Below are 20,557 nucleotides of genomic sequence, written 5' to 3'. Positions count from 1 at the left end.
TGCAGCGACACAATATCTTAACTTAATAAACTTAACTAGCAAGCTACTCATAACGTCCGCTGTTCGCTCTTAGCAGACCTTCAGCATCAGGTGTTTGTCTGCTGTGTGCCAGGAACGGACGTTATGCTAAACATTGATGAGATGATTCGGTTGGAGCGTACGCTTAGCCAGTTTCTTTTGCAGAATGATAACGACGATGGGGAACCCTGATGCGGATATTGCACAAACCCCCAGCAACGTGTTCATATTTTGTGGTGCTATGGCGTGCCCAGGTAATAGAAAAGCAGACAGAAAAAATGCGACCGTTGTGATCAGGTACATTATTGATGACTGCAATGAAGAGAATCCCGCTCGCTGCCTGTCATCAGGAAACTGAATGCTAACCGCCGAGGAGGAAACCAGACGACTGTAAGATGCACCGAGAAATAAAATAATAAATAGCGCCGGATGCGAATAGCCCATAACAGGTATTAGCAAAGCGAGTAAAAAAACGAAAGTTGACCCTGTAGCCAGACTCACAGCAGAAAAATGCGGAGTTAACGCGCCTGTCATTTTTGTTGACAGGTATCCTGCAACGCCCCCGGCGAAAAATAGCCATGGCAGCAGGTATTGAGAGGCCTCCAGTTGCTGGGTCATTAATGGTACCAGAACAGGAATGACCAGCATCGGGCTAAACTGTACCAGCGCATTACTGGAAGCGAACAGTAAAGTATTAACGTCGATAGGCATTGCGTGGGGTGTGTCGAAAGAGACTGGATCCTTAGGGATGATGGAAACAATCAGTGGCAATGCCAACAAACACAGCGTACTGATTAACCACAAAGCGACATGCCAGCCGTAATGAGCACACACAAATAGTATCGTGGGCGTTCCGACAATGCTTACCATCGAAAAAGATGCAATGACCGTCGCCAACATTTTTCCTCGCAAGTTAGCCGGGGCGAGATTTATCAATATACTGATACCCACCCCCATTGTTGTGCCTCCTACCAGTCCTGCGCAGAATCGTAATGCAAGAAGAAGGCTAAAGCTGGAGGTAAATGTCGTCAAAAGTGTCAGTAGGCAGAGTAGTGCCATATTGGCGATTAAAAAACGTTTCTTATTAAAACGACCAATCCAGTAAAAGGCGATAATTCCCGACAGGACCGCCCCGGAGGTATACATGCCGGATACGTAGCCTGAGAATGATACGGGAACGGCGAAGTCTGCTGCCATAAAAGCAAAAACAGGGTTGAACATCATATATTCCAGTGCATTTGTGAACTGGATAAAAGCCATTACAACGGCTATCCGCGTGAGTGTTTTATGATTAAACGTCTGTGTGACCAGTGGCATAGCAAGCAACCCTATGGATGAAAGATATCCGAGTTTAATTGCTATCAATAGCGTTGATTAGATGGTAAAAATGGCACTTATTTTTATCATATATGGGATAATTCATGCGCCCAGCTCTTGATTTTAATACCCTGAAAGTTTTCATTGCGGTGGTTGAAAGAGACAGTTTTGTTGGGGCATCTAAAGTCCTCGAAATGCCGACATCAAACGTGAGTCGTTGTATTTCTCAGTTAGAAGACAGACTGAATCTTCAGCTCATTGAGCGCAGCACCCGACATATGAAACTCACACAAGCGGGGCACCTGCTCTATACCCGGACGAAGCCATTACTGGAAGCGCTTGAACAAACTGAAACAGAATTAACGTTGCGGCAGATGCAGATCAAGGGGCCACTACGTATCTGTATTCCCAATGAAATAGGTCCTGCACTGCTGGGTTCTGTGATTGCCGATTTCGCCTGCCAGCACCCGGATCTGGAAATTAGCTGTGTCACAAATTTGTCTGGTCTTGAATCCCTGCGAGACGATCTGGATTTAGCCATTATTGTGAGCCGTGGCCAATTGGATGACAGTGATTACATAGCCCGTCATCTGGTAACTATTCCTTGCACCATCGTTGCAGCCCCCTCCGTTATTCAGCGTTATGGCATCCCTTCTCGTATACAGCAATTTGAAACATTACCCTGTATAACCACGGTAAATGCACTTAAAGGTGCTCCCTGGCAGTTTGTGAATAAAAAGGGGGGATTCGAGACGATTAAGGTTAAAGGCCATTACCGGGTAAACAGCGGAGAGATGGCAGGACGCGCAGCGGTAGCGGGTGTAGGTTTTGCTATTCTATCAAAACAGGCCTGCCAACCCTACATCGACGATGGACGGCTGATCGAGATTAAGTTTGAACAACCGCCAGCCCCACTTCAATTGTTCGCACTTTATTCAGACAGGCGTTATTTGCCCGCTAAAACACGAGCGCTTATTGAATACATACATCAGAATTTGAGCAATACATCCTTAGCGACCTGAGGATACATTAAACAGCCACAGAGAGTCCCGGAGTTACAATGGTCTCTAAATGCGGAATGTCTGCTGTTCGCTCATAGCTGCCCGTCAACTTTGTGCCAGAAGCGGACAATGTCGCTGGTTTCCTGACCCACAAAATCATTATTAATACCCAGCCCTTGTATAATATAAGTCACATAGCACCTAGAGTAAGGTAATGCGTGACGTTCGCCTGAATCGCTACCCGGGCGTAATAGGCGCTTATATGCGCTATGTGAGGCAAGATCCGACGTATAGGTTGGTTGTGTCTGTAGAGGGGCATTTTCACTCCTGACGGGCGCAGTCAGCTGCGCCCGTTATTTAGTCAATCATCAATGATGATTACTTCGCTGCATCACGTAGAGCCTTTTCAATAAAGGCGACTGAACTCTCAAGCGCCTGTACCGCTTCTGGCTGCAACGTGGAGAAGAAATGCCAGGCGTGGAACATGCCCGGCCAGACTTCCAGATTTACGCGTACGCGGTTATCCCCCAGATGAGTTGCCAGACGCATCGCGTCGGTCAGCATCAGTTCGTTTTCACCTATCTGAACGAGCACCGGCGGCAGGCCCGTTACATCAGCAAACACCGGTGATGCCATTGGATGGTTAGGCAATGCATCGCCGAGGAACGTACGTGCGAGAAAATCAAGACCCGCTTTGGTGTTCAGAGGATCAAGGCCTTCTCTGTTGGTCATAGAGACACCCGTGTGCTCAAGGTTAGCCCAGGGTGAAATAGCGACCCCGCCGGCTGGAAGTGGCAGGCCCTTGTTGCGTGCAGCAACCATAACGGTAACCACCATCGCGCCGCCCGCAGACTCGCCTGCCAGCACGATTTTACTGGCGTCAAATCCCTGTTCAATCAACCACTCATATGCACGAACGGTATCGGTAACGGGCGTAGGGAAAGGATACTCTGGTGCCAGTCGGTAATCTGGCATGTAAACCCGGGCGCCCAGCATGCTGGCATAGTTGCCACCAATACCGTGATAGCCAGCAGATTCACCGACAATGTATGCCCCACCGTGGATGTACATGACGATGGCATCGGTTTTAAGATTTTCAGGAGTCACCAGCGTTCCCGGCACGCCCCCCATATTGACCTCAGTAAAGCCAACACCTGCAGGTGCAGGATTTTTAGCCAGCATACGGGTATAGGCGTCACGCACTTCACTCATTGGCGTTACGGTATCTTCACCCGTAAGGATTGGTCCCAGACCGGCCAGGCTTTCTGACCATTCTTTTACGGCTTTCTTTGTTTGTTGATTCATCATCGGTATTCCTGTTTGTATTTGCGCTAAATTGGAACAGGAATATATAATATAACAACATTTAGGGAATGTGCTTCCCATATAAGGGTACAACAACGACCATATTGGATGAGAAAATATAGTATGGAGATCAACAGCATTGGTGATATCGCCGCGTTCGTCGCGGCTGTAAAAGCCGGGAGTTACACACACGCCGCAAGTTCCCTTGGGCTTACACGTTCTGCGATTGGTAAAAGTATCGTCCGGCTCGAAACGCGTATGGGGGTTCGTCTTCTTAACCGTACCACCCGAAGTCTGAGTCTTACCGATGAAGGGAGGGTCATGTTTGATCGTTGCCGCCAGATACTTGAGGACCTGGAAGAAGTCGATGCCGCCATGGCCATGCGCAGGGGTAAGCCAACGGGGACTCTCCGGCTGAGTGCGCCGCTTTCTTTTGGGCAGCGACATATCCTTCCCATTCTGGATATTTATCTGAAAAAGTGGCCGGAAATTCGTGCCGAAGTGTCCTTTAGCGACAGGTTTGTTGACCTGATAGAGGAAGGCTTTGATATTGCCATTCGTATAGGTGAACCTCGCGATGACTCACGTATTCTTACCCGCACGATTGCTTCGCAGCATATTGTCACTTGTGCATCCCCCGAGTACTTATCTTCACGGGGCGTTCCGGAAACACCCGCAGACTTAACCAGGCATGACACTATTTTTCTTCTGAGTGCAGAAAAGAGACGCAGTTGGCGGTTTGCGACACCGGAAGGCACTTTTGTGTATGAAGGACCCGGGCGGTTAAACCTCGACAGTTCGGAAGCCATGCGGGCATCGGCAATTTCCGGATTCGGTATCGTTCACTTACCCACCTATATGCTTGGAGAAGATTTGCGTAGCGGTAAATTGATACCGGTGCTTGAGAAGTATCCTTTCCCTCCGGAACCTATTCGACTCATTTATCCCAGTAAACGACATTTATCCCCGCGAATCCGGGCCTTTATTGACCTGCTTGTGGAAAGCTGGGAGCAAGGTTTACCTTGGGAATAAAGTATATCCAAACGCAGTTGTCCGGCAGCATTTTCAGGCACAATGTCCGCTCCTCGCTCATAGCTGCCCGTCAACTTTGTGCCAAAAGGGGACATTTTCAAATCTCGCTCTATTCATAAATGGCTACCCATTCTTTAACCTTCAAAGACTGTATTTTTTCATTTTTATACTTGTTTTTAAGAAAACTGTTGACCATGGAGAACGATCGTTCTACCTTCATCTCATGAACAAGAAGCCAACAGATACCCGCGAAAAAATCCTGACTACCGCTGAGCAATTGATTTATAGGAATGGAATTCATGCCACAGGCATGGACCTTCTGGTCAAGACCTCAGGCGTAGCAAGAAAAAGTATTTATCGCTATTTCGCGAACAAGGATGACGTGGCAGCAGCCGCGTTGAAAGAACGTGATGAACGCTGGATGCACTGGTTCAGAACTGAATCTGATAAAGGTGATACTCCTCAGAAGCGCATTTTGAATATGTTCAGTGTGCTCAGGGGCTGGTTTGATTCAGAAGGCTTTCGTGGTTGTGCTTTTATAAATACAGCCGGAGAAGTTGGTGATCATAACGACCCCATTCGTCAGATAGCAAAGCTGCATAAACAAAAATTGCTGGATTACACGCTCGATCTCACGGAGCAATTAAACATTGAGCAACCTGTCGTTCTGGCCAAACAGTTGCTGATTCTGATAGAGGGCGCAATCACCATATCCTATGTGATGGGCGATAGCAGCGCCGCCGACAGTGCAAGGGAAGTTGCGGAACGTTTGCTGGAACAGGTCTCTCCTTAGGCCTGAGTAACAAAACTGTTTCTATTTATAGTTCCAATTTTACGGGAGGTTTTACCATGTCCGATACACACATTCGCCAGCCACTTCCACCTTTCACTCACGAATCGGCGACTGAGAAAGTTCGGCTCGCTGAAGATGGCTGGAACAGCCGCGATGCCGAAAAAGTATCGCTGGCGTACTCACTGGAGACCAAATGGCGGAATCGAACAGAGTTTGCAAATAATCGTGAAGAAGCCAAAGAATTCCTCACACGTAAGTGGAACAAAGAACTTGAGTATCGTCTCATTAAAGAGTTGTGGACGTTCGGTAGTAACCGCATTGCTGTTCGATACGCTTATGAATGGCGTGACGACTCAGGTAATTGGTTTCGTTCTTACGGGAATGAAAATTGGGAATTTGAAGCAGATGGCCTGATGCACCGTCGCTTCGCCTGTATCAATGACATGCCTATCAAAGAAGGTGACCGCAAGTTTCACTGGCCCCTGGGCCGTCGACCGGATGACCATCCCGGTCTGTCGGAGTTGGGTCTGTAAATTTGACGGTTATCTCGCCAGAAGCGGACCTACAGGGGTTTTAGATGGCCACCTCAAGAAGTGGCCAACTTTTAGCGACCACTTCACTAATGATCCAGATAGAGGTAGTGCATCCAACTGGTCATACGCAGCAGTACTTTACGCATCACTGAAACATGGGCGAAATGGTCTGAGTACACGGCCACTTGTGCGTAAATACCATCAGGCAAAACGTCAATTTCATTGTTTGGCGCCAGTTCAATGATGGCAATCACGCTGTCGCTGCCCGCGACGTTACTCAGTGACTGAAGGGCGCCCTGAGCCTGATATGCCCCTCCTGGTACTACGGGAAGAATACTGGTTAATTTTCCAGAAAATACTTGCCCTGGGAGTGCATTGAATACAACTTCAGCCTCATCGCCAGCCTCCAGTCGTAGCAGCGAGTTTTGTCTGAACTGAGCTATGATTTGCCTTTTTTGCTGAGGAATAAATATCATTACCGGGCGCAGCGGAAGGGAAGCCGCATAAGTTCCAGGTCGAATCAATACCTGAGTTACATAACCGTTACTCGGGGCTCGAACGACGGTTTGCTCAAGATTATATTTAGCTTCTGCTAGCTGAGCTCTGATACTCACTATTTGCGATTGCTCCCCGTTCAGCACACTGTCTAACTGACTTCGAATCTGTGACTGCTCGGCAACCGATCCTTTCACAAGCGCATCCTGAGCCAGGTAGTTTTGCCGGGCATTATCAATATCGCTTTCAGAAAAAGGGTTTACACGCGCTTTGCTCCCGGTAAGGTAACGTTGATAGTCTTTATATAAACGATCGCGTTCGGCACTGACGCGAGATGTATTAGCGATAGCGCCCTCTAATTGTCCCTTGAGTACCTGATTATTGTGAATAGCCGTCACCAGATCAGCTTGTAATTTATCAACACGAGCCTGGAAGCGGGCTGGGTCGATCCTGAAAAGAAGGTCTCCTTTTTTCATTAACGTATTTTGTTTATTGGTTACCTCACTAACAATCCCCGTTACCTGAGGAGTAATAGGAATTGAAATAACCGCTTTCTGCGCCAAATCTGTATAGGGATGGTTGTAATTCATCAATAAAATGAGCGCGCCAATTAAAAAAACGCCACCTAAGGCCGCAGTGGGTATTGTCCATTTATTTACCGGTATTTTGAAAATCTTAAATATTGCCCACGCAAAGGCGACATAAGTCAGGATAATGAGTAAATCCATCGTGTTACTCCAATGGAGGAATGTTGGTGTTTACCAGTTTTTGTTCTAATTCCGTGACCCGTCGCTGCAACTGGGTCAAGGAAGCTTCCTGAGTTTGCATGCCCCATCCGCGTTCGGGACGATACAATGTGGCCCATATCCATAAAAACGGCCAAATAACATGTAGCGTAAATAAACTCACCCAGCCTGCCACGTGGATAGCATCAGCATGAGGATGATTTCTGGATTTGGCAATGAGATAAGGAATATCATGAAGAATAATAATCCCATAGAAGATAATGAGGAAGACTACAATAAGGACACCCAACGCAAAATAATTCAGGAACATAGCGGCCTGGAACCTTAATAAGTGGTGTTGAGTAAATAATAGACGTTAAATAACATTGCCGCCTTTTTTTTCTGTGCATTAATACACTATACTGAATGTTGACAGAGTACTTAAATTTAAATCCATGAAATTAATGCTGTTTTATTAAAGATGGACTGCTTTTCATAGTGCTTTCTCAGCACTTATTTGAAGAAAAAACATTTAATATAACTATATTCCACCAGCAAAGGGTTTTAAGGGAGCCAAGTATGGTGATGCGGTTCGCAATTTATCAGTTCAAAATGGTCATCTTATTAATACTATTACTGGTAAACGCGAAGACTTTTTCCGCCGGTGGGGACCTCATCAAGAAACGGGCCGATGCGGTTCTTTCACTGATGACCTATACGGTGGTGCCTGATATCACCGCCAGCGACCTCAATATCCGCAATACATCCAACGAGAGTACGGCGCTCTCTCTCACCCAGATCGGTGGCGGAGCTACGTTGAGTGAAACGGTCCCCATCTATCTGGAAGGTGTTCTGGGATATAGCCGATACGATCCGCAGTTTGTTGTCTCCAATGGCAGCGAGAGTCGTAATATCCCGGTCAAATGGAATAGCGTGACTGCCACCGGGGGCATCGGCTGGGACATCCGCCTGCTTAAAGATAAATTGGGGGGTAACCTGGTATTACGCCCCATCGCTAACTTTTCGTTAGGTACCGTGGCGAGCGATTTACGCATCGGCGCCCGGGCGCTTGAACGCCAAAGGGGCGGTGAGTACGACTTCCTCGACGGTGGACGCCTTAATGCCTACGGATTGGGCGGAGCACTGATGCTTGACTACGAACTGTTCTCTAAGACCCAGGATATTGACCTGGAATTACGCTATTCCTATCAGCATTTGCAAAGTTTCGCCAATAGCCCGGACGTTGTCAGCGGCAACGCCGACGCGGAAAATATCGGGTTATATCTGCGCCGTAGAGCACCAATAGCCGACTGGACGCTATTGGGTAAACCAGTACGGTATGTAATGGAAGGTGCACGTACAGAATACCTTGGAAATCAACGAGGTCAGTTGGGTTTTGATAGCTTAAATTCGTTAGGACTGGGGCTGGAACTCGACAGCAGCAAGTATGATATTGTGATCAGTCGTACACGCGTGGTCGCACGCTACATGTTCGGAAATAACACCTCGGGTTATGGTATCGGCATGGCATTCAGTTTTTGATTGCGCAACTTCGTTTTCCACTATTTTTCAATAAACCGCGCAGGACTACCGTAAGTCCATGCCGCAAACGCGGCTCACCGAAACTCCACTGATATTCAGTAATGAAAATGAGCAAATTACTGAGCGGAAAAATTGCACTGGTTACCGGCGGCACCAGCGGTATTGGTCTGGCAAGCGCAAAAGAACTGGCTGAGCAGGGCGCACAGGTGCCGCTGGGGCGTCTGGGTGAGCCGGAAGAAATTGGTAAAGTGGTGGCGTTTCTGGCTTCCGATTCTGCCAGCTTTATCAACGGGACTGAGCTGTTCGTAGACGGCGGTATGGCGCAGGTGTGATGCGCGATTAATACCAGGATAAAAAAAACCGGCCAGCGGTAATCCACAGGCCGGTTGTGCTTTTTCAGAAAGCATATCAGAACATCAATACCATCCACGGATAGGCAATCAGCATCATGCCGCCGAGGAAGATTGCACCAAAGATGGTGCCCAGACGCCAGTAGTCTTTGGTTGGCAGATAGCCGCTGCCGTAGTAAATCGGGCTCGGGCCGGTGCCGTACGGGGTGATGATCCCCATTACACCCAGCGATGTCACCATCATCAGGCAGTAAACCGGCATGTTGATGCCCGGAATGGCTGCGGCGATGGTCAGCATCGCCGGTAACAGCGCGGTGGTGTGCGCTGTGGTACTGGCGAATAAATAGTGCAGCAGGAAGAACGCAATCAGCAGCATGACGGCCGCCACCTGCGGGTCGAATCCGTTGAGCAGTTGTCCGCCTTCTTTACCCAGCCAGGCGATAAAGCCGACGCGGGCCAGACCATCCGCCAGTGCCACCAGCGTGGCAAACCATGCGAAAGTGTTCCAGGCCGGTTTATTACTGGTGATATCGTTCCAGTTCAGCACGCCGGTCCACAGCATCAGCACGACAACCAGCAGCGCAGCCATGGCAGGTTCAATCCACGATGCAGCAAAAATCCACATCAGCAGGGCAGAACAGACGAAGATCAGCAGCAGGATTTCGTTGCGTGACAGCTTACCCAGTTTGTCGAGTTCGCTTTTCGCCCAGCGCGGTACCTCATCATTGATCTTCACTTCCGGCGGGTAGAACCAGTAGGCCAGCAGCGGCATGGTCAGGATCAACAGCACGCCCAGCGGCAGGAATGCCAGGAACCACATGCCCCAGGAGATGGTAAAGCCGGTGATGCTTTTAACTAACGCCAGCGCCAGCAGGTTCGGCGCAAGTGCAGAAAGAAACATCGAGCTGGTGATACAGGCGGCGGTAATCGCTACCCACATCAGATAAGAACCGATTTTACGCGCACTCGGGTCATTGGGCTTGGAGCCGTATAACGGTGGCAGGTTGGCGATGATCGGGTAAATCGTCCCGCCGCTGCGCGCGGTGTTGGACGGCGTGAAGGGCGCCAGCAACAGGTCCGCAAAGGTAATGGCATAACCTAACGTCAGACTGCGGCGACCGAGATATTTCACCAGGATCAGCGCCAGACGGCGGCCAAACTGCGTTTTGTCATACCCTGCGGCAAACATAAACGCGCCAAAAATCAGCCAGACCGTTGAGTTACCGAAGCCGCTCACCGCCCATTTGAAGGCTTCGGTGGGCATCTTAAATTTAGGGTTGGCGATTTCTTCCGGACTGAATAACAGCCACTGGCTGAACAGGGCGATGACGACCACACCGGTCAGGCCAATTACCGCGCCCGGCAGGGGTTCGAAGATCAACCCGACAATCACGCCGACGAAGATGGCGAAGAAGTGCCATGCATAAGGTTCAAGCCCCGCAGGCACTGGCGTCAGCAGTAACAGCACCGCCACCAGCACCGGCAGGAATAGCATAATCAGATGTTTTTTTTGACTCGCGGCAGGCGGTGCGGCCTTGGCGGGATCATTCAGCGTGGATGTGGGTTTCATAAATTTTATCTGCCCGTAATTGAGAGTGAGCCTGATGCCCCGGTTATCGTGTCTTGGTTCAACGAACCCTTTATTATGCTTTATCAGAAATGTGTTGAGCGGTACGTAACGATGATGCAGCCTTTGTGAAGCAATTAAGACATTACTATTATTCTTAAGATAAATGACACGAGCCATTCACTTATATTTAAATGAATGTCATTACAAAAATTGTGGTTATTTATTTCCTGAAAGAGTCCGCTTATGTGAATGTAGAGTAAATTTGAGTAAACGCCAACATTCAATCCAACTTGCTGATTTTGCAGGTGAGATTTTTTATGTTAATCTAAAGTTGATTTTTGTCAACTCATCATTAACACTTGAAGGTGGTATTGGTTTTCATGTCGGGTAAATAAACAACTCCTGCTTCCAGCACGTTTATAACGCCAATTTCATCGCCTGATGCAAATAAATTAGCCAACAGATTTCTATATTCGCCTGCTTCGGATTGCTTAATTAATCGGTAGTTTTCTAACGATAAGTAATGCGGCTACGGAAAAATTCAAGACTTACATATTTCGGAGTTGATCATAATGAATAAGCTGACCCCGGTTCTAAATCCGCTCACGCTTCCTAACGGCGCGGTACTGAAAAACCGTCTGCTGATGGCACCCATGACCACCTGTACCGGCTTTTATGACGGTACCGTCACCAGTGAACTGGTGGAATATTACCGCGATCGTGCCGGCAGCATCGGTACCATCATCGTCGAATGTTGCTTCATAGATCGTATGGGCCCGGCGTTCCCCGGCGCTATCGCTATCGACAGCGACAACAAAATTTCCGGTCTGAAGAAAATTGCCGATGCCATTAAATCCAAAGGCTCGAAAGCGATTTTGCAGATTTACCACGGCGGCAGAATGGTGGAGCCGGAACTGATCGGCGGCCGTACGCCTGTCGCGCCAAGTGCTATCGCTGCTCCGCGTGAAGGCGCAACCCAGCCGAAAGAACTGACCGGTGAAGAAGTAGAAACCATGATCACCAAATTTGGTGATGCCGTTAACCGTGCGATTAAAGCAGGCTTCGACGGCGTGGAAATCCACGGCGCTAACACCTATCTGATCCAGCAATTCTATTCGCCGAACTCCAACCAGCGCACCGACCAATGGGGCGGTGACCGCGACAAACGCGCCCGTTTCCCGCTGGAAGTGCTGGAAATCACCCATAAGATGGCTGAACGTTTCGCCGACAACTCTTTCATTATCGGCTACCGTTTCTCGCCGGAAGAGCTGGAAGTGCCGGGCATCCGCTTCGACGACACCATGTATCTGCTGGAAAAACTCGCCGCGCGCGGGCTGGACTACGTGCATTTCTCTGTCGGTCAGTTGCTGCGTCCTTCCATCGTCGATACGCAGGATCCGACCCCGCTGATCACCAAATTCCGCGCCATGCGTTCTGAAACACTGGCCAAAGTGCCGGTAATTGGCGTCGGCGGCGTGATCAACAAAGCCGATGCCGAGAAAGGGCTGGAATACGGTTTTGACCTGATTGCCGTCGGTAAAGCCTGCATCGCCTATCCGGACTGGGCCGATCGCATCGTTAATAACGATCATCTCGAGCTGTTTATCGACAGCCACAAACGCGAAGAACTGAATATCCCTGAACCGTTGTGGCGCTTCTCACTGGTTGACGCCATGATCCGCGACACCAGCGTTACCGGCCGTAAATACAAAGCGGGCGTTTATCAGGAGAAAGTCGAAGCCGAAGCGCTGAAGCTGAAAATCAGCGTCACGCTCGACACCGACCGTATTACCGATATCGCACTGGTCAAAGACGATTCGCTGGACGTCGATTTCACCACCACGTTCGAGAGCCTGCGTACCCGTATGCTGGTCGCCAACAGTCCACACGTTGATGCGATCACCGGCGCGACCACCCAGAGTGAGGCGCTGAAAAAAGCCGTTTCCCGCGCACTGGCGACCTCCAGCAAAGAGCATGTGATTGAAGAAGGCGGCAATCCGCAGGCGCCGCAAAACTTTGACGTTGTGGTCATCGGCAGCGGCGGCGCAGGTCTGGCCGCGGCGATTCAGGCGCATGACGAAGGCGCGCATGTGGTGATTATCGAGAAGATGCCGACCATCGGCGGTAACACCATCAAAGCCTCAGTCGGGATGAATGCAGCAGAAACGCGTTTCCAGAAACTGAAAGGTATTGAAGACAGTAAAGAGCTGTTTTATGACGAAACGCTGAAAGGCGGCAAGTTCAAAAACAACCCGGTCTTGCTGCGTGAGTTTGTGGAACTGGCACCGGAAGCCGTCGAATGGCTGGCAGCGAAAGAAATTGAACTGAACGACATCACCATCACCGGCGGGATGAGCATCGACCGTACGCACCGTCCGGCGGATCGTTCCGCTGTCGGTGGCTTCCTGATCAGCGGTCTGGTGAAAAACATCAACAAGCGCGAAATCGAAGTGCTGCTTGAAACGTCAGTCGCGGAAATCCTGTCTGATAATGGCGTCGTGACAGGTGTGAAAGTGGTGGATGAATATAACGACAGCCGCATCCTGAATGCGAAAAGCGTGATAGTCGCCACCGGTGGTTTCAGTGCTAACCGTGAGATGGTGGTGAAATATCGCCCTGAACTCGATGGTTTTGTGACCACTAACCACGCGGGCGCGACCGGCAGCGGTATCGCCATGCTGCAAAAACTGGGCGCAGACACCGTGGATATGGGCGAGATTCAGATCCACCCGACGGTTGAGCAAACCACGTCCTATCTGATTTCCGAAGCTATCCGTGGCGGCGGGGCGATCCTGGTCAGTCAGGCCGGGAAGCGTTTCTACAACGAGATGGAAACCCGCGACAAAGTGTCTGCTGAAATCATCGCCTTACCGGAAAAAAGCGCGTGGGTTATTTTCGACGAACAGGTGCGGTCGAATAACAAAGCGGCCGATGAATATATCGCCAAAGGCTTTGTGATCAGCGCACCAACGCCGGAAGAACTGGCGGTGAAACTGAATATGGATCCTCAGACACTTTCTGAAACCCTGCTGCGCTACAACCTGTTTGTGGTGGAGAAAAAGGATGAAGACTTTGGCCGTACCACCGCGCTGCGTCATCCGCTCAATCAGGGACCGTTCTTTGCCATCCGCATCGCGCCGGGCGTGCATCACACCATGGGCGGTGTGACGATTAATCCGGATACCGCCGTGCTTGATGCGCAAAAACAGATGATCACCGGTGCCTGGGCCGCAGGTGAAGTGGTCGGCGGTATCCACGGCGCGAACCGCATCGGTGGTAACGCTGTCGCCGACATTATTATCTTCGGCATTCTCGCCGGTAAGAATGCGGCGGCGCTGGCGAGGCAATAATCGTCAGAATGTGAAAGGCTATAAATGCGAAAACCCACGCGTGAGCGTGGGTTTTTTTATGGAGAAGGGATGCTTCAGCCAAATGTCTCACGCACTGCCTGAATAAAACTGCGGATTTTCACAGTTTGCCTTAATCCTGCCGGTGTCAGCACATGCATAGGTCGTGAAGGCCCGTCGTAATCCGGTAACACCTGCACCAGTCGTCCCGCCCTGATTTCTTCACTCAGCACATCTTCCGGCCCCAGCGTGACGCCATATCCGCTCACGGCGGCGTGCAGCAATGCCCGCCAGTCATTGGAGCGCAGACGGCCTGCAGGCTGGATTTCCTGCATTTTCCCATCCTGGTAAAATTGCCAGCGGCAGGGTGCCTGAGGGGACCAGATACCGTAAACCAGACAGGAATGGGCGGCGAGATCCGCCGGTGTTTCAGGCACACCATTTTGCATGAGATAACCGGGGGAGGCGCAGGCAATCAGCCGGTAGGGTCGCAGCGGATAGGCAATCATCTGGCTGTCGCTGAGTTCACCAATTCGCAGGATCACTTCGTAACCTTCTTCAACCGGATCGACCATCCGGTCACTGAGCGTCAGCTCCACCTGCGTTTCGGGAAATTGCGCCAGATACTGCGTAATAAACGGTGCCAGCGAGGACGTGCCAAAAGTCACGGGCGCATTCACGCGCAAGGTGCCGGAGGGCGTGACTTTCATTTCCAGCGCGATGGCATCCGCCGCTTCGGCCTCAGAAAGCACGATCTTACAGCGTTCATAATAGCTGCGCCCGATGTCTGTCAGGTGCTGACGCCGCGTCGTGCGGTTAATCAGCGCTGTTCCCAGACGGGATTCGAGGCGCGCGATATGTTTCGCCACCATCTGCGGGGAAATGCGTAATGCTTCTGCCGCCGCCGCGAAAGAGCCCAGATCGGCAGTTCTGACGAACACATTCATGCTGGTTAAACGATCCACGATTCCCTCTTATTTGTTGTTTGTTTATGTCTGTGAAGGCGATTTATCAATAATGAGTGTGGAATTATTCTTACCCTATCGACAACAAAATGAAAGGTAAGAATCATGAAAATAGGCATTATTGGTGCAGGGTTTGTGGGCAGGGCGGTGGCTAAACTGGCGATCAAGGCCGGACATCAGGTTATGCTCAGTAATTCACGCGGCCCTCAGACGCTGTTCAGCCTGAAGCCGATGATCGGCTGTGAAATTGGTACCGCGGCAGACGCCGCTTCTTTTGGCTATGTTGTGCTGATTGCCGTGCCACTGACGGCTATCGGGCAACTGCCGGTGGCGGAAATCGGCGGAAAACCGGTAATCGATGCAGTGAATTATTACCCTGAACGCGACGGTCAGATTGCTGAACTTGATGATCAGACGACGACTACCAGCGAATATCTCGCCGATTTTCTGCCACACTCCAAAATCACCAAAGCGTTCAATGCGATTCAGATGACGGATCTCGAGAGCGACGGTTTGCCTGCTGGCGATCCGCAACGTCGCGCGCTGCCCGTCGCCAGTGATGATGCGGAAACGAAAAAGGCAGTGATTGCGCTGTATGACGCCTTTGGTTTTGACGCTGTTGACGTCGGCGCACTTACAGAAGGTTGGCGCTTCCAGCGAGGCATGCCGACCTATTGTGTGCGGATGACGGAAAATGAATTAAAGGCAGCGCTGGAAAGGGCGGTAAGACCGAAACCCGCCGGAAAATAAAAGAGGGGGCTTTACCTTGCTCGTCCCGCTTCGCAGGGGGACGAGCTGATCGCGCTGTCAGTCAGTTGTCGAAGAAATAATCCCGCTGCCGTATTGCAACGAACTCATCAGTGCAGAAGCTGAACCGGCAATATTGACCGCAAACATGATTATTCTTGTGAAGATGATGAAGAAGCGATGTTACCGGCAAATGGATGGGGGATAATCAGGTGAAATGGCATAAACGTTATGTATAGAATTCATGAATAAACTTCACTGTATTTATGCAAAGGGTTTGTTTTTCTTTTACAAACATGAAGATTATGTTGTCACATAAAACATATCCTCAATATTATTGTGATGCTGTCACCACGAAGGCGTTTACCTTTTTATTCTGCGTTCGTGAAAGGCAGTGATGGTATTCATCATCAAAATGTCAGCGGAGAAAATATTTAACTTTTGAATTAAATTAATTGATGACACTGTGTTTAAGCGAATAAAATAGAGTGCCGATCTACTCTCTTAAAGAGTATAATCACATTTTTATTTAGTGCGGGACTCTAAAAATAATGCATTTTGAAACAAAAAGAGATATCCTCAACGCGCATATTAAAATAATATTTGACTCTCTTATTCCATATTCGACCAAACTGGCAGTGACGGATAACAGTGAATTTTTGTATACTGATGATAAAAATATCTCATTTGTCTATTTAGTGAAGTCTGGACATTTCCTCGTCAAAGACCTCTCTGTAGGAATGAGCATTAAAACAGTATCAGCACCTTATATTTTTGGTATGGCACAAGGGTTATATCCGGAACAAATGGGTCTTTTGGCTATTGAGCATATTTCAGATGGTGTGATTTATCGGTTAGAAAGTGAGCTGGCCATTGAAATCATCTCAAAAAAACAATGCTGGAGTTCTCTGGCGCATTTTCTGGCATTTCAGGTCGGTTTCCTGTCCAGCCGGTACTATGATATTTCGCATAGAAGTAGCTATCTGGTGATTAAGTCATTATTGCTCGAAATGAACAATGAGCCTGATGAAATAATCCAAAATTACAGTATTGAAAAATATATCTCCGAAAGATGTTATCTTGGCAGAAGTGGAATAATGAAGATTCTTTCTGATCTGCGTAAGGGCGGATATGTTGAAATAAAAAGAGGCAAGCTGATAAAAATTAATAAACTCCCTGAGAAATACTGATGACTTATGAGGGAATCACCGATGACTCCCTCATAAAATATTAATCGTAGCGTATATTAAATGTCGCCTTACCATTGGCTTTACCCGCAACCACTTTCTCCATCATCTGGTAGTATTCAACACTGAATAATAACGAGGTTGTACCCATCACGTCCGATGTGAAGGGGATATCTTTCCTCAACTCAACTGGCTGACTGTTATGCTTGATTCTTAGACTGATCCCTTCGGCACTGCCTGAGGTTTTATCTAATGCAATCAGTCCATTGGAAGGTTTTGCTTCCGGCTCTGTGCCATCAAATACAATACTGTATTGCATTTGGGCATCACAATTGAGATCAATTCTGAAATTTCGCTCGCCTACGCTGCTACCCGGCCCTTTGAAATCTTTAACATCAAAGCGCCCTAAATCAACGTGAATATTTTCATCGGAAAGTGTACACGCAGAGGGTGCGATTATGGTACTGCCAATATTAATGTGAGTAATATCACTCCCGCCGTCAGTCATTAATTTAGCATAACGCCCTGCGGATAAAATGCCTGCCGTTGTCTTACGGTCATTAGTTTTGATTAACTCTAGTTTGTATTGTGTATTAACCGGGATATCTCGTTGGCAACTCGTACTGTCACATTTCAAATCAAGATCCCAGGGAAATGAATGTTCAGTTAATGATAAACGATATCCGACACCCGGAATGTTTGTACTGTAAATGTTGTTTTTTAATAAATTGCCTAAATTAATTCTGGCATTTATTTTACCGCCCCCCTGACAGTTGAGTATCTTACTGACTCCTCCACTGGAAGGATCGGTCAATACTTGTTCATAAAGTACGTAGCCCGCCGGACGATTGTGCGGGATCACGATGTGTCCGGGGGTAAATGTCAATTCACGCGCTTGCTCAGTCGATGTGCATTGAGCTTGGCTTTGTACAGGAAAAAAGAAGAGAAAAAACACCCCTGTAGTCGTGAGTAATAATGACATTTTTGTCACTGGCTTTCTTGGTGTTCCTGGGTGTAACATTATTTATCTCCTAAACACATAATCCATTTACTTCAACCATTGAGAATTTTTTTACTTTACTGTCTTTGGGAAGAGCGGGAAGTTCAAACGCTGCCTGACATTGCTCATCCTCTTCATCTCCCCACTTTACGGTCACTATTCCTTTTTTTGGCATACCAATTAAATACACTAAGCCATTATCCGCAACAATACTGTTGCCACTGTTTTCACCTGCTGTGGCTGTCGCGCCGAAAGGAATTTCATGATTGTCAGGGCGTGATAATGTCATTAATACACGTTCACCTGCTCGGACATTAAAGTCAGCTAATACTAATGCACCATCAGCAGGGATGACATTATTCATCGTTGTGGCAATCTCTAAATTACTGCCCAGAGTATCAGTGTCGAGCCCAATTGCGTTGACCTTGTAGGGCTGTATATTTGGCACGACGGCATATCCCCGGCTGTCGGTTTTGATGCCGACACCATTTGTAATCGAAATATTTTCCTGATCAGGTATTCTGACCAATGCAATAGGCGCATCGGAAGATAATGGCTGGGAGAGTGTTACCCCATAAGGATGTGCCAGTATGGCCCCCCGGATGCCATAACTTAAGCGTCTGTTTGATAACGACTCACTGTAATTACTGCTCAGTTCAGCAGATGATCCTTTATAGACCGCATTAATGCTGCCGCCATCACTATCGTTTCCCACAGTGGAATTGATACCATAATTCAGGTTGTTGTCTTCAAGAAGGGTGCCATTGATTCCTGCCGTCTGGGTAATGTGGTTGGAACTGTCTGATGTCATAGAATATGTCGCCCAGGTTTGCGGCAATAAACTTTCTAAAGGTATCTGAAGGTTTAAGGCGAGTTGTTTATCCGGTTTGCCGTTTTCGCTCTGTGTATAGTTATAGTTAATGCTTAGCGTCGTAGCACCATAACTACCACTATAGGAAACTGAAAAATAATTATCGGGTTCCTGATCCCAATAGTTTTGTCTGTAGGCATAGACTGAAATGGAACCATAATCTTTCAGTGGTTGGTTAAAGCTTACTTCATACCGGTTATTTTTTTTGCCAGTTGATGAATTTGAATCATTACTGATAATTTCCAGCGCATCTTCAAAAGAGTAATAATTTTTATCCGGAAACATAAAGGCGGATAAATTAATTTGTGTTCCCGTGCTGATAAGAGATTTTGCATACTTTAAGCGGTATGTCTCTCCTGAAAAAACTTTACCGTCAGTGCGCGTTTCCGAATGTGTCGCATCAAAAGACACAGAACCAAATGATCCTAATCCGAGGCCATAGCCAAGCTGTTGCGCTGTATATTTATCGCTGTTAGTTATGCCACCGTATACGGTCATATCATGTGGTAAACCATAAAGCCCGGTAATTAAAGCAACATTAGGATCTTGAGCGGATCCACTGTCATTGTTATATTTACCCGCCATCACTTCGTATTTCAAATGTCCTTCCCGCTGCATGACTGGGACTGAACCAAAACTTTGCGTAAATTTGCGTTCACGACCGTCAGCTTCCTTAACGGTAACGTCGAGGTCTCCACCACCCGTACTGGGGAATAAATCAGTTATCTCAAACGGGCCAGCCGGCACATAGGTTTGATAAACCACATAGCCACCCTGACTGACCGTAACCTGAGCATTTGCGGTATTCGCTATGCCGCGAATAACAGGAGCAAAGCCACTTTCCCGGCTTGACATCATTCTGTCTTCGGAGGCAAGTTCCACCCCGCGAAAGGCTAAACTATCAAAAACATCACTTTGGGTTGAATCGTCACCCAGAGTTAATTTACCTTTTAGTGTGGCAATATCCTTTTGCAGGTAAGTATTGATATTATTCCACTTATCACCACTGGAATTATGACTCCAGGTTGTATAATTCCTTAATCGCCATGCTCCGAGATTTACGCCATTGTGTAAATTAAGATACTGGTCGCCTTCTTCAGAACCCATATTTTTATCATGGGTCTGGGCACCGCTAAAGTCATAGCTGGTAAAAACAGTTGTCAGTCCCTGACTCCATTGTTCTGGATCAATGTAATCGGAAGGAATATTTTTCATTAAAATTTGTGGGATGTTAATCGTAACGCGTTGTTGTTTGAAATTAAATTTTGCGTATGCCCCTTCAATTTTCTTGTCAATATCTACAATGATGCTATCGTCTTTAATGTGCGAAAATGCAGGAATTTCATCAATTTTAACACCTGCTTTACGGTATTGGCTCAATGGGATCTCTGGTTCTAATTCTCCTTTTTCATTCTCTACAAAATTAATTTCATGTTGTCCGATGCTTTGTTCATTTATAAATATTTCGACGTGATATATACCAGGTAACTGTTTACCCGGCGTATTGAATCGAGAAAGGTCTACCTGCTGTTCACCCTCGGGACCATCTAATTCAAGTGCGCTTGCGTCATAATATTTTTCTGCGCTTAAGGCCAACGTCGGGTTCAGGATGATCAATAATTCAGCACACGTTATGCAGGCTATTTTACTCCAGGAATATTTTGGCCTTTTTGCGGCTTTTAGGTAGAACAATGTTGACATGATCAATCCTTTAATCTTACAGCTGCGCCTTCCTGAGATATGAATAAAAAGGGAGCAA

Annotated in this window: 17 protein-coding genes; 9 read left to right on the top strand and 8 right to left on the bottom strand. The window is 48.0% G+C overall.

Translation table 11 applies throughout. The features are described from left to right. Positions 1-126: 126 nt before the first annotated feature. Positions 127-1,335 (bottom strand): MFS transporter, encoded by a 1,209-nt coding sequence (locus ACM615_RS18755; protein WP_431012323.1) that lies wholly within the window; start codon positions 1,333-1,335, stop codon positions 127-129. Between the two features lie 104 nt (positions 1,336-1,439). Between ACM615_RS18755 and ACM615_RS18750 the strand changes: the two genes are divergently transcribed. Then, positions 1,440-2,357 carry a LysR family transcriptional regulator gene (locus ACM615_RS18750; protein WP_431012322.1) on the top strand — a complete coding sequence of 306 codons (918 nt, stop codon included), beginning with the start codon at positions 1,440-1,442 and terminating at the stop codon, positions 2,355-2,357. Between the two features lie 357 nt (positions 2,358-2,714). Here ACM615_RS18750 and ACM615_RS18745 read toward each other — a convergent pair whose 3' ends face one another. Then, complete coding sequence (locus ACM615_RS18745) at positions 2,715-3,644, bottom strand: alpha/beta hydrolase (RefSeq protein ID WP_132966174.1); 930 nt, start codon at positions 3,642-3,644, stop codon at positions 2,715-2,717. A 120-nt stretch (positions 3,645-3,764) separates the two neighbouring features. Between ACM615_RS18745 and ACM615_RS18740 the strand changes: the two genes are divergently transcribed. The 3 genes from ACM615_RS18740 (at position 3,765) to ACM615_RS18730 (ending at position 5,999) form a co-directional block, all read left to right on the top strand. Next, positions 3,765-4,673, top strand: coding sequence for a LysR family transcriptional regulator (locus tag ACM615_RS18740; RefSeq protein ID WP_112288738.1), 909 nt, complete (start codon positions 3,765-3,767; stop codon positions 4,671-4,673). Positions 4,674-4,896: 223 nt separating this feature from the next. Beyond that, the gene (locus ACM615_RS18735) at positions 4,897-5,466 is read left to right on the top strand and encodes a TetR/AcrR family transcriptional regulator (protein WP_132966176.1); all 570 of its coding nucleotides are present in this window, start codon (positions 4,897-4,899) and stop codon (positions 5,464-5,466) included. 56 nt (positions 5,467-5,522) lie between these two features. Beyond that, positions 5,523-5,999, top strand: a complete 477-nt coding sequence (locus ACM615_RS18730) for a DUF1348 family protein (RefSeq protein WP_120162495.1) — start codon at positions 5,523-5,525, stop codon at positions 5,997-5,999. An 86-nt stretch (positions 6,000-6,085) separates the two neighbouring features. Here the strand turns inward: ACM615_RS18730 and ACM615_RS18725 are convergent, their stop codons facing one another. Then, the gene (locus tag ACM615_RS18725; protein WP_132966178.1) at positions 6,086-7,222 is read right to left on the bottom strand and encodes an HlyD family secretion protein; all 1,137 of its coding nucleotides are present in this window, start codon (positions 7,220-7,222) and stop codon (positions 6,086-6,088) included. A 4-nt stretch (positions 7,223-7,226) separates the two neighbouring features. After that, the gene (locus ACM615_RS18720) at positions 7,227-7,550 is read right to left on the bottom strand and encodes a DUF3302 domain-containing protein (protein ID WP_112288734.1); all 324 of its coding nucleotides are present in this window, start codon (positions 7,548-7,550) and stop codon (positions 7,227-7,229) included. 248 nt (positions 7,551-7,798) lie between these two features. On the opposite strand from ACM615_RS18720, the gene ACM615_RS18715 reads away from it, so the two are divergent. Both ACM615_RS18715 and ACM615_RS18710 read left to right on the top strand, forming a co-directional pair. Further along, complete coding sequence (locus tag ACM615_RS18715) at positions 7,799-8,761, top strand: hypothetical protein (RefSeq protein ID WP_240783376.1); 963 nt, start codon at positions 7,799-7,801, stop codon at positions 8,759-8,761. Between the two features lie 101 nt (positions 8,762-8,862). Further along, positions 8,863-9,093, top strand: a complete 231-nt coding sequence (locus tag ACM615_RS18710; RefSeq protein ID WP_120162498.1) for an SDR family oxidoreductase — start codon at positions 8,863-8,865, stop codon at positions 9,091-9,093. 76 nt (positions 9,094-9,169) lie between these two features. On the opposite strand, the gene ACM615_RS18705 is transcribed toward ACM615_RS18710, so the two are convergent. Beyond that, positions 9,170-10,681, bottom strand: coding sequence for an anion permease (locus ACM615_RS18705; protein WP_129639975.1), 1,512 nt, complete (start codon positions 10,679-10,681; stop codon positions 9,170-9,172). Positions 10,682-11,253: 572 nt separating this feature from the next. On the opposite strand from ACM615_RS18705, the gene ACM615_RS18700 reads away from it, so the two are divergent. Then, the gene (locus tag ACM615_RS18700; RefSeq protein WP_431012321.1) at positions 11,254-14,031 is read left to right on the top strand and encodes a flavocytochrome c; all 2,778 of its coding nucleotides are present in this window, start codon (positions 11,254-11,256) and stop codon (positions 14,029-14,031) included. A 74-nt stretch (positions 14,032-14,105) separates the two neighbouring features. On the opposite strand, the gene ACM615_RS18695 is transcribed toward ACM615_RS18700, so the two are convergent. Further along, positions 14,106-14,993: a LysR family transcriptional regulator gene (locus ACM615_RS18695; RefSeq protein ID WP_129639977.1), complete on the bottom strand. Its 888-nt coding sequence runs from the start codon at positions 14,991-14,993 to the stop codon at positions 14,106-14,108. A gap of 105 nt (positions 14,994-15,098) precedes the next feature. Here ACM615_RS18695 and ACM615_RS18690 point away from each other — a divergent pair, with 105 nt between their 5' ends. Then, positions 15,099-15,743: an NADPH-dependent F420 reductase gene (locus tag ACM615_RS18690; RefSeq protein ID WP_129639978.1), complete on the top strand. Its 645-nt coding sequence runs from the start codon at positions 15,099-15,101 to the stop codon at positions 15,741-15,743. A 548-nt stretch (positions 15,744-16,291) separates the two neighbouring features. Further along, positions 16,292-16,930 (top strand): helix-turn-helix domain-containing protein, encoded by a 639-nt coding sequence (locus tag ACM615_RS18685; protein WP_431012320.1) that lies wholly within the window; start codon positions 16,292-16,294, stop codon positions 16,928-16,930. Between the two features lie 40 nt (positions 16,931-16,970). On the opposite strand, the gene ACM615_RS18680 is transcribed toward ACM615_RS18685, so the two are convergent. Both ACM615_RS18680 and ACM615_RS18675 read right to left on the bottom strand, forming a co-directional pair. Next, on the bottom strand, positions 16,971-17,948 hold the full coding sequence (locus tag ACM615_RS18680) for a fimbrial protein (protein ID WP_431012319.1): 978 nt from the start codon (positions 17,946-17,948) through the stop codon (positions 16,971-16,973). 10 nt (positions 17,949-17,958) lie between these two features. Further along, positions 17,959-20,499, bottom strand: coding sequence for a fimbria/pilus outer membrane usher protein (locus ACM615_RS18675; RefSeq protein ID WP_132966188.1), 2,541 nt, complete (start codon positions 20,497-20,499; stop codon positions 17,959-17,961). Positions 20,500-20,557 lie beyond the last annotated feature (58 nt).

This window comes from Rahnella sp. PAMC25617 (assembly GCF_050606005.1).
In the GTDB taxonomy this organism is placed as follows: domain Bacteria; phylum Pseudomonadota; class Gammaproteobacteria; order Enterobacterales; family Enterobacteriaceae; genus Rahnella; species Rahnella variigena.
This window is presented reverse-complemented; position numbering and strand designations above follow the sequence as displayed.

Coding starts and splice junctions, on each gene's coding strand:
- ACM615_RS18755 (WP_431012323.1), bottom strand. CDS start 1,335: ATGCCACTGGTCACACAGACGTTTAATCATAAAACACTCACGCGGATA.
- ACM615_RS18750 (WP_431012322.1), top strand. CDS start 1,440: ATGCGCCCAGCTCTTGATTTTAATACCCTGAAAGTTTTCATTGCGGTG.
- ACM615_RS18745 (WP_132966174.1), bottom strand. CDS start 3,644: ATGATGAATCAACAAACAAAGAAAGCCGTAAAAGAATGGTCAGAAAGC.
- ACM615_RS18740 (WP_112288738.1), top strand. CDS start 3,765: ATGGAGATCAACAGCATTGGTGATATCGCCGCGTTCGTCGCGGCTGTA.
- ACM615_RS18735 (WP_132966176.1), top strand. CDS start 4,897: ATGAACAAGAAGCCAACAGATACCCGCGAAAAAATCCTGACTACCGCT.
- ACM615_RS18730 (WP_120162495.1), top strand. CDS start 5,523: ATGTCCGATACACACATTCGCCAGCCACTTCCACCTTTCACTCACGAA.
- ACM615_RS18725 (WP_132966178.1), bottom strand. CDS start 7,222: ATGGATTTACTCATTATCCTGACTTATGTCGCCTTTGCGTGGGCAATA.
- ACM615_RS18720 (WP_112288734.1), bottom strand. CDS start 7,550: ATGTTCCTGAATTATTTTGCGTTGGGTGTCCTTATTGTAGTCTTCCTC.
- ACM615_RS18715 (WP_240783376.1), top strand. CDS start 7,799: ATGGTGATGCGGTTCGCAATTTATCAGTTCAAAATGGTCATCTTATTA.
- ACM615_RS18710 (WP_120162498.1), top strand. CDS start 8,863: ATGAAAATGAGCAAATTACTGAGCGGAAAAATTGCACTGGTTACCGGC.
- ACM615_RS18705 (WP_129639975.1), bottom strand. CDS start 10,681: ATGAAACCCACATCCACGCTGAATGATCCCGCCAAGGCCGCACCGCCT.
- ACM615_RS18700 (WP_431012321.1), top strand. CDS start 11,254: ATGAATAAGCTGACCCCGGTTCTAAATCCGCTCACGCTTCCTAACGGC.
- ACM615_RS18690 (WP_129639978.1), top strand. CDS start 15,099: ATGAAAATAGGCATTATTGGTGCAGGGTTTGTGGGCAGGGCGGTGGCT.
- ACM615_RS18685 (WP_431012320.1), top strand. CDS start 16,292: ATGCATTTTGAAACAAAAAGAGATATCCTCAACGCGCATATTAAAATA.
- ACM615_RS18680 (WP_431012319.1), bottom strand. CDS start 17,948: ATGTTACACCCAGGAACACCAAGAAAGCCAGTGACAAAAATGTCATTA.
- ACM615_RS18675 (WP_132966188.1), bottom strand. CDS start 20,499: ATGTCAACATTGTTCTACCTAAAAGCCGCAAAAAGGCCAAAATATTCC.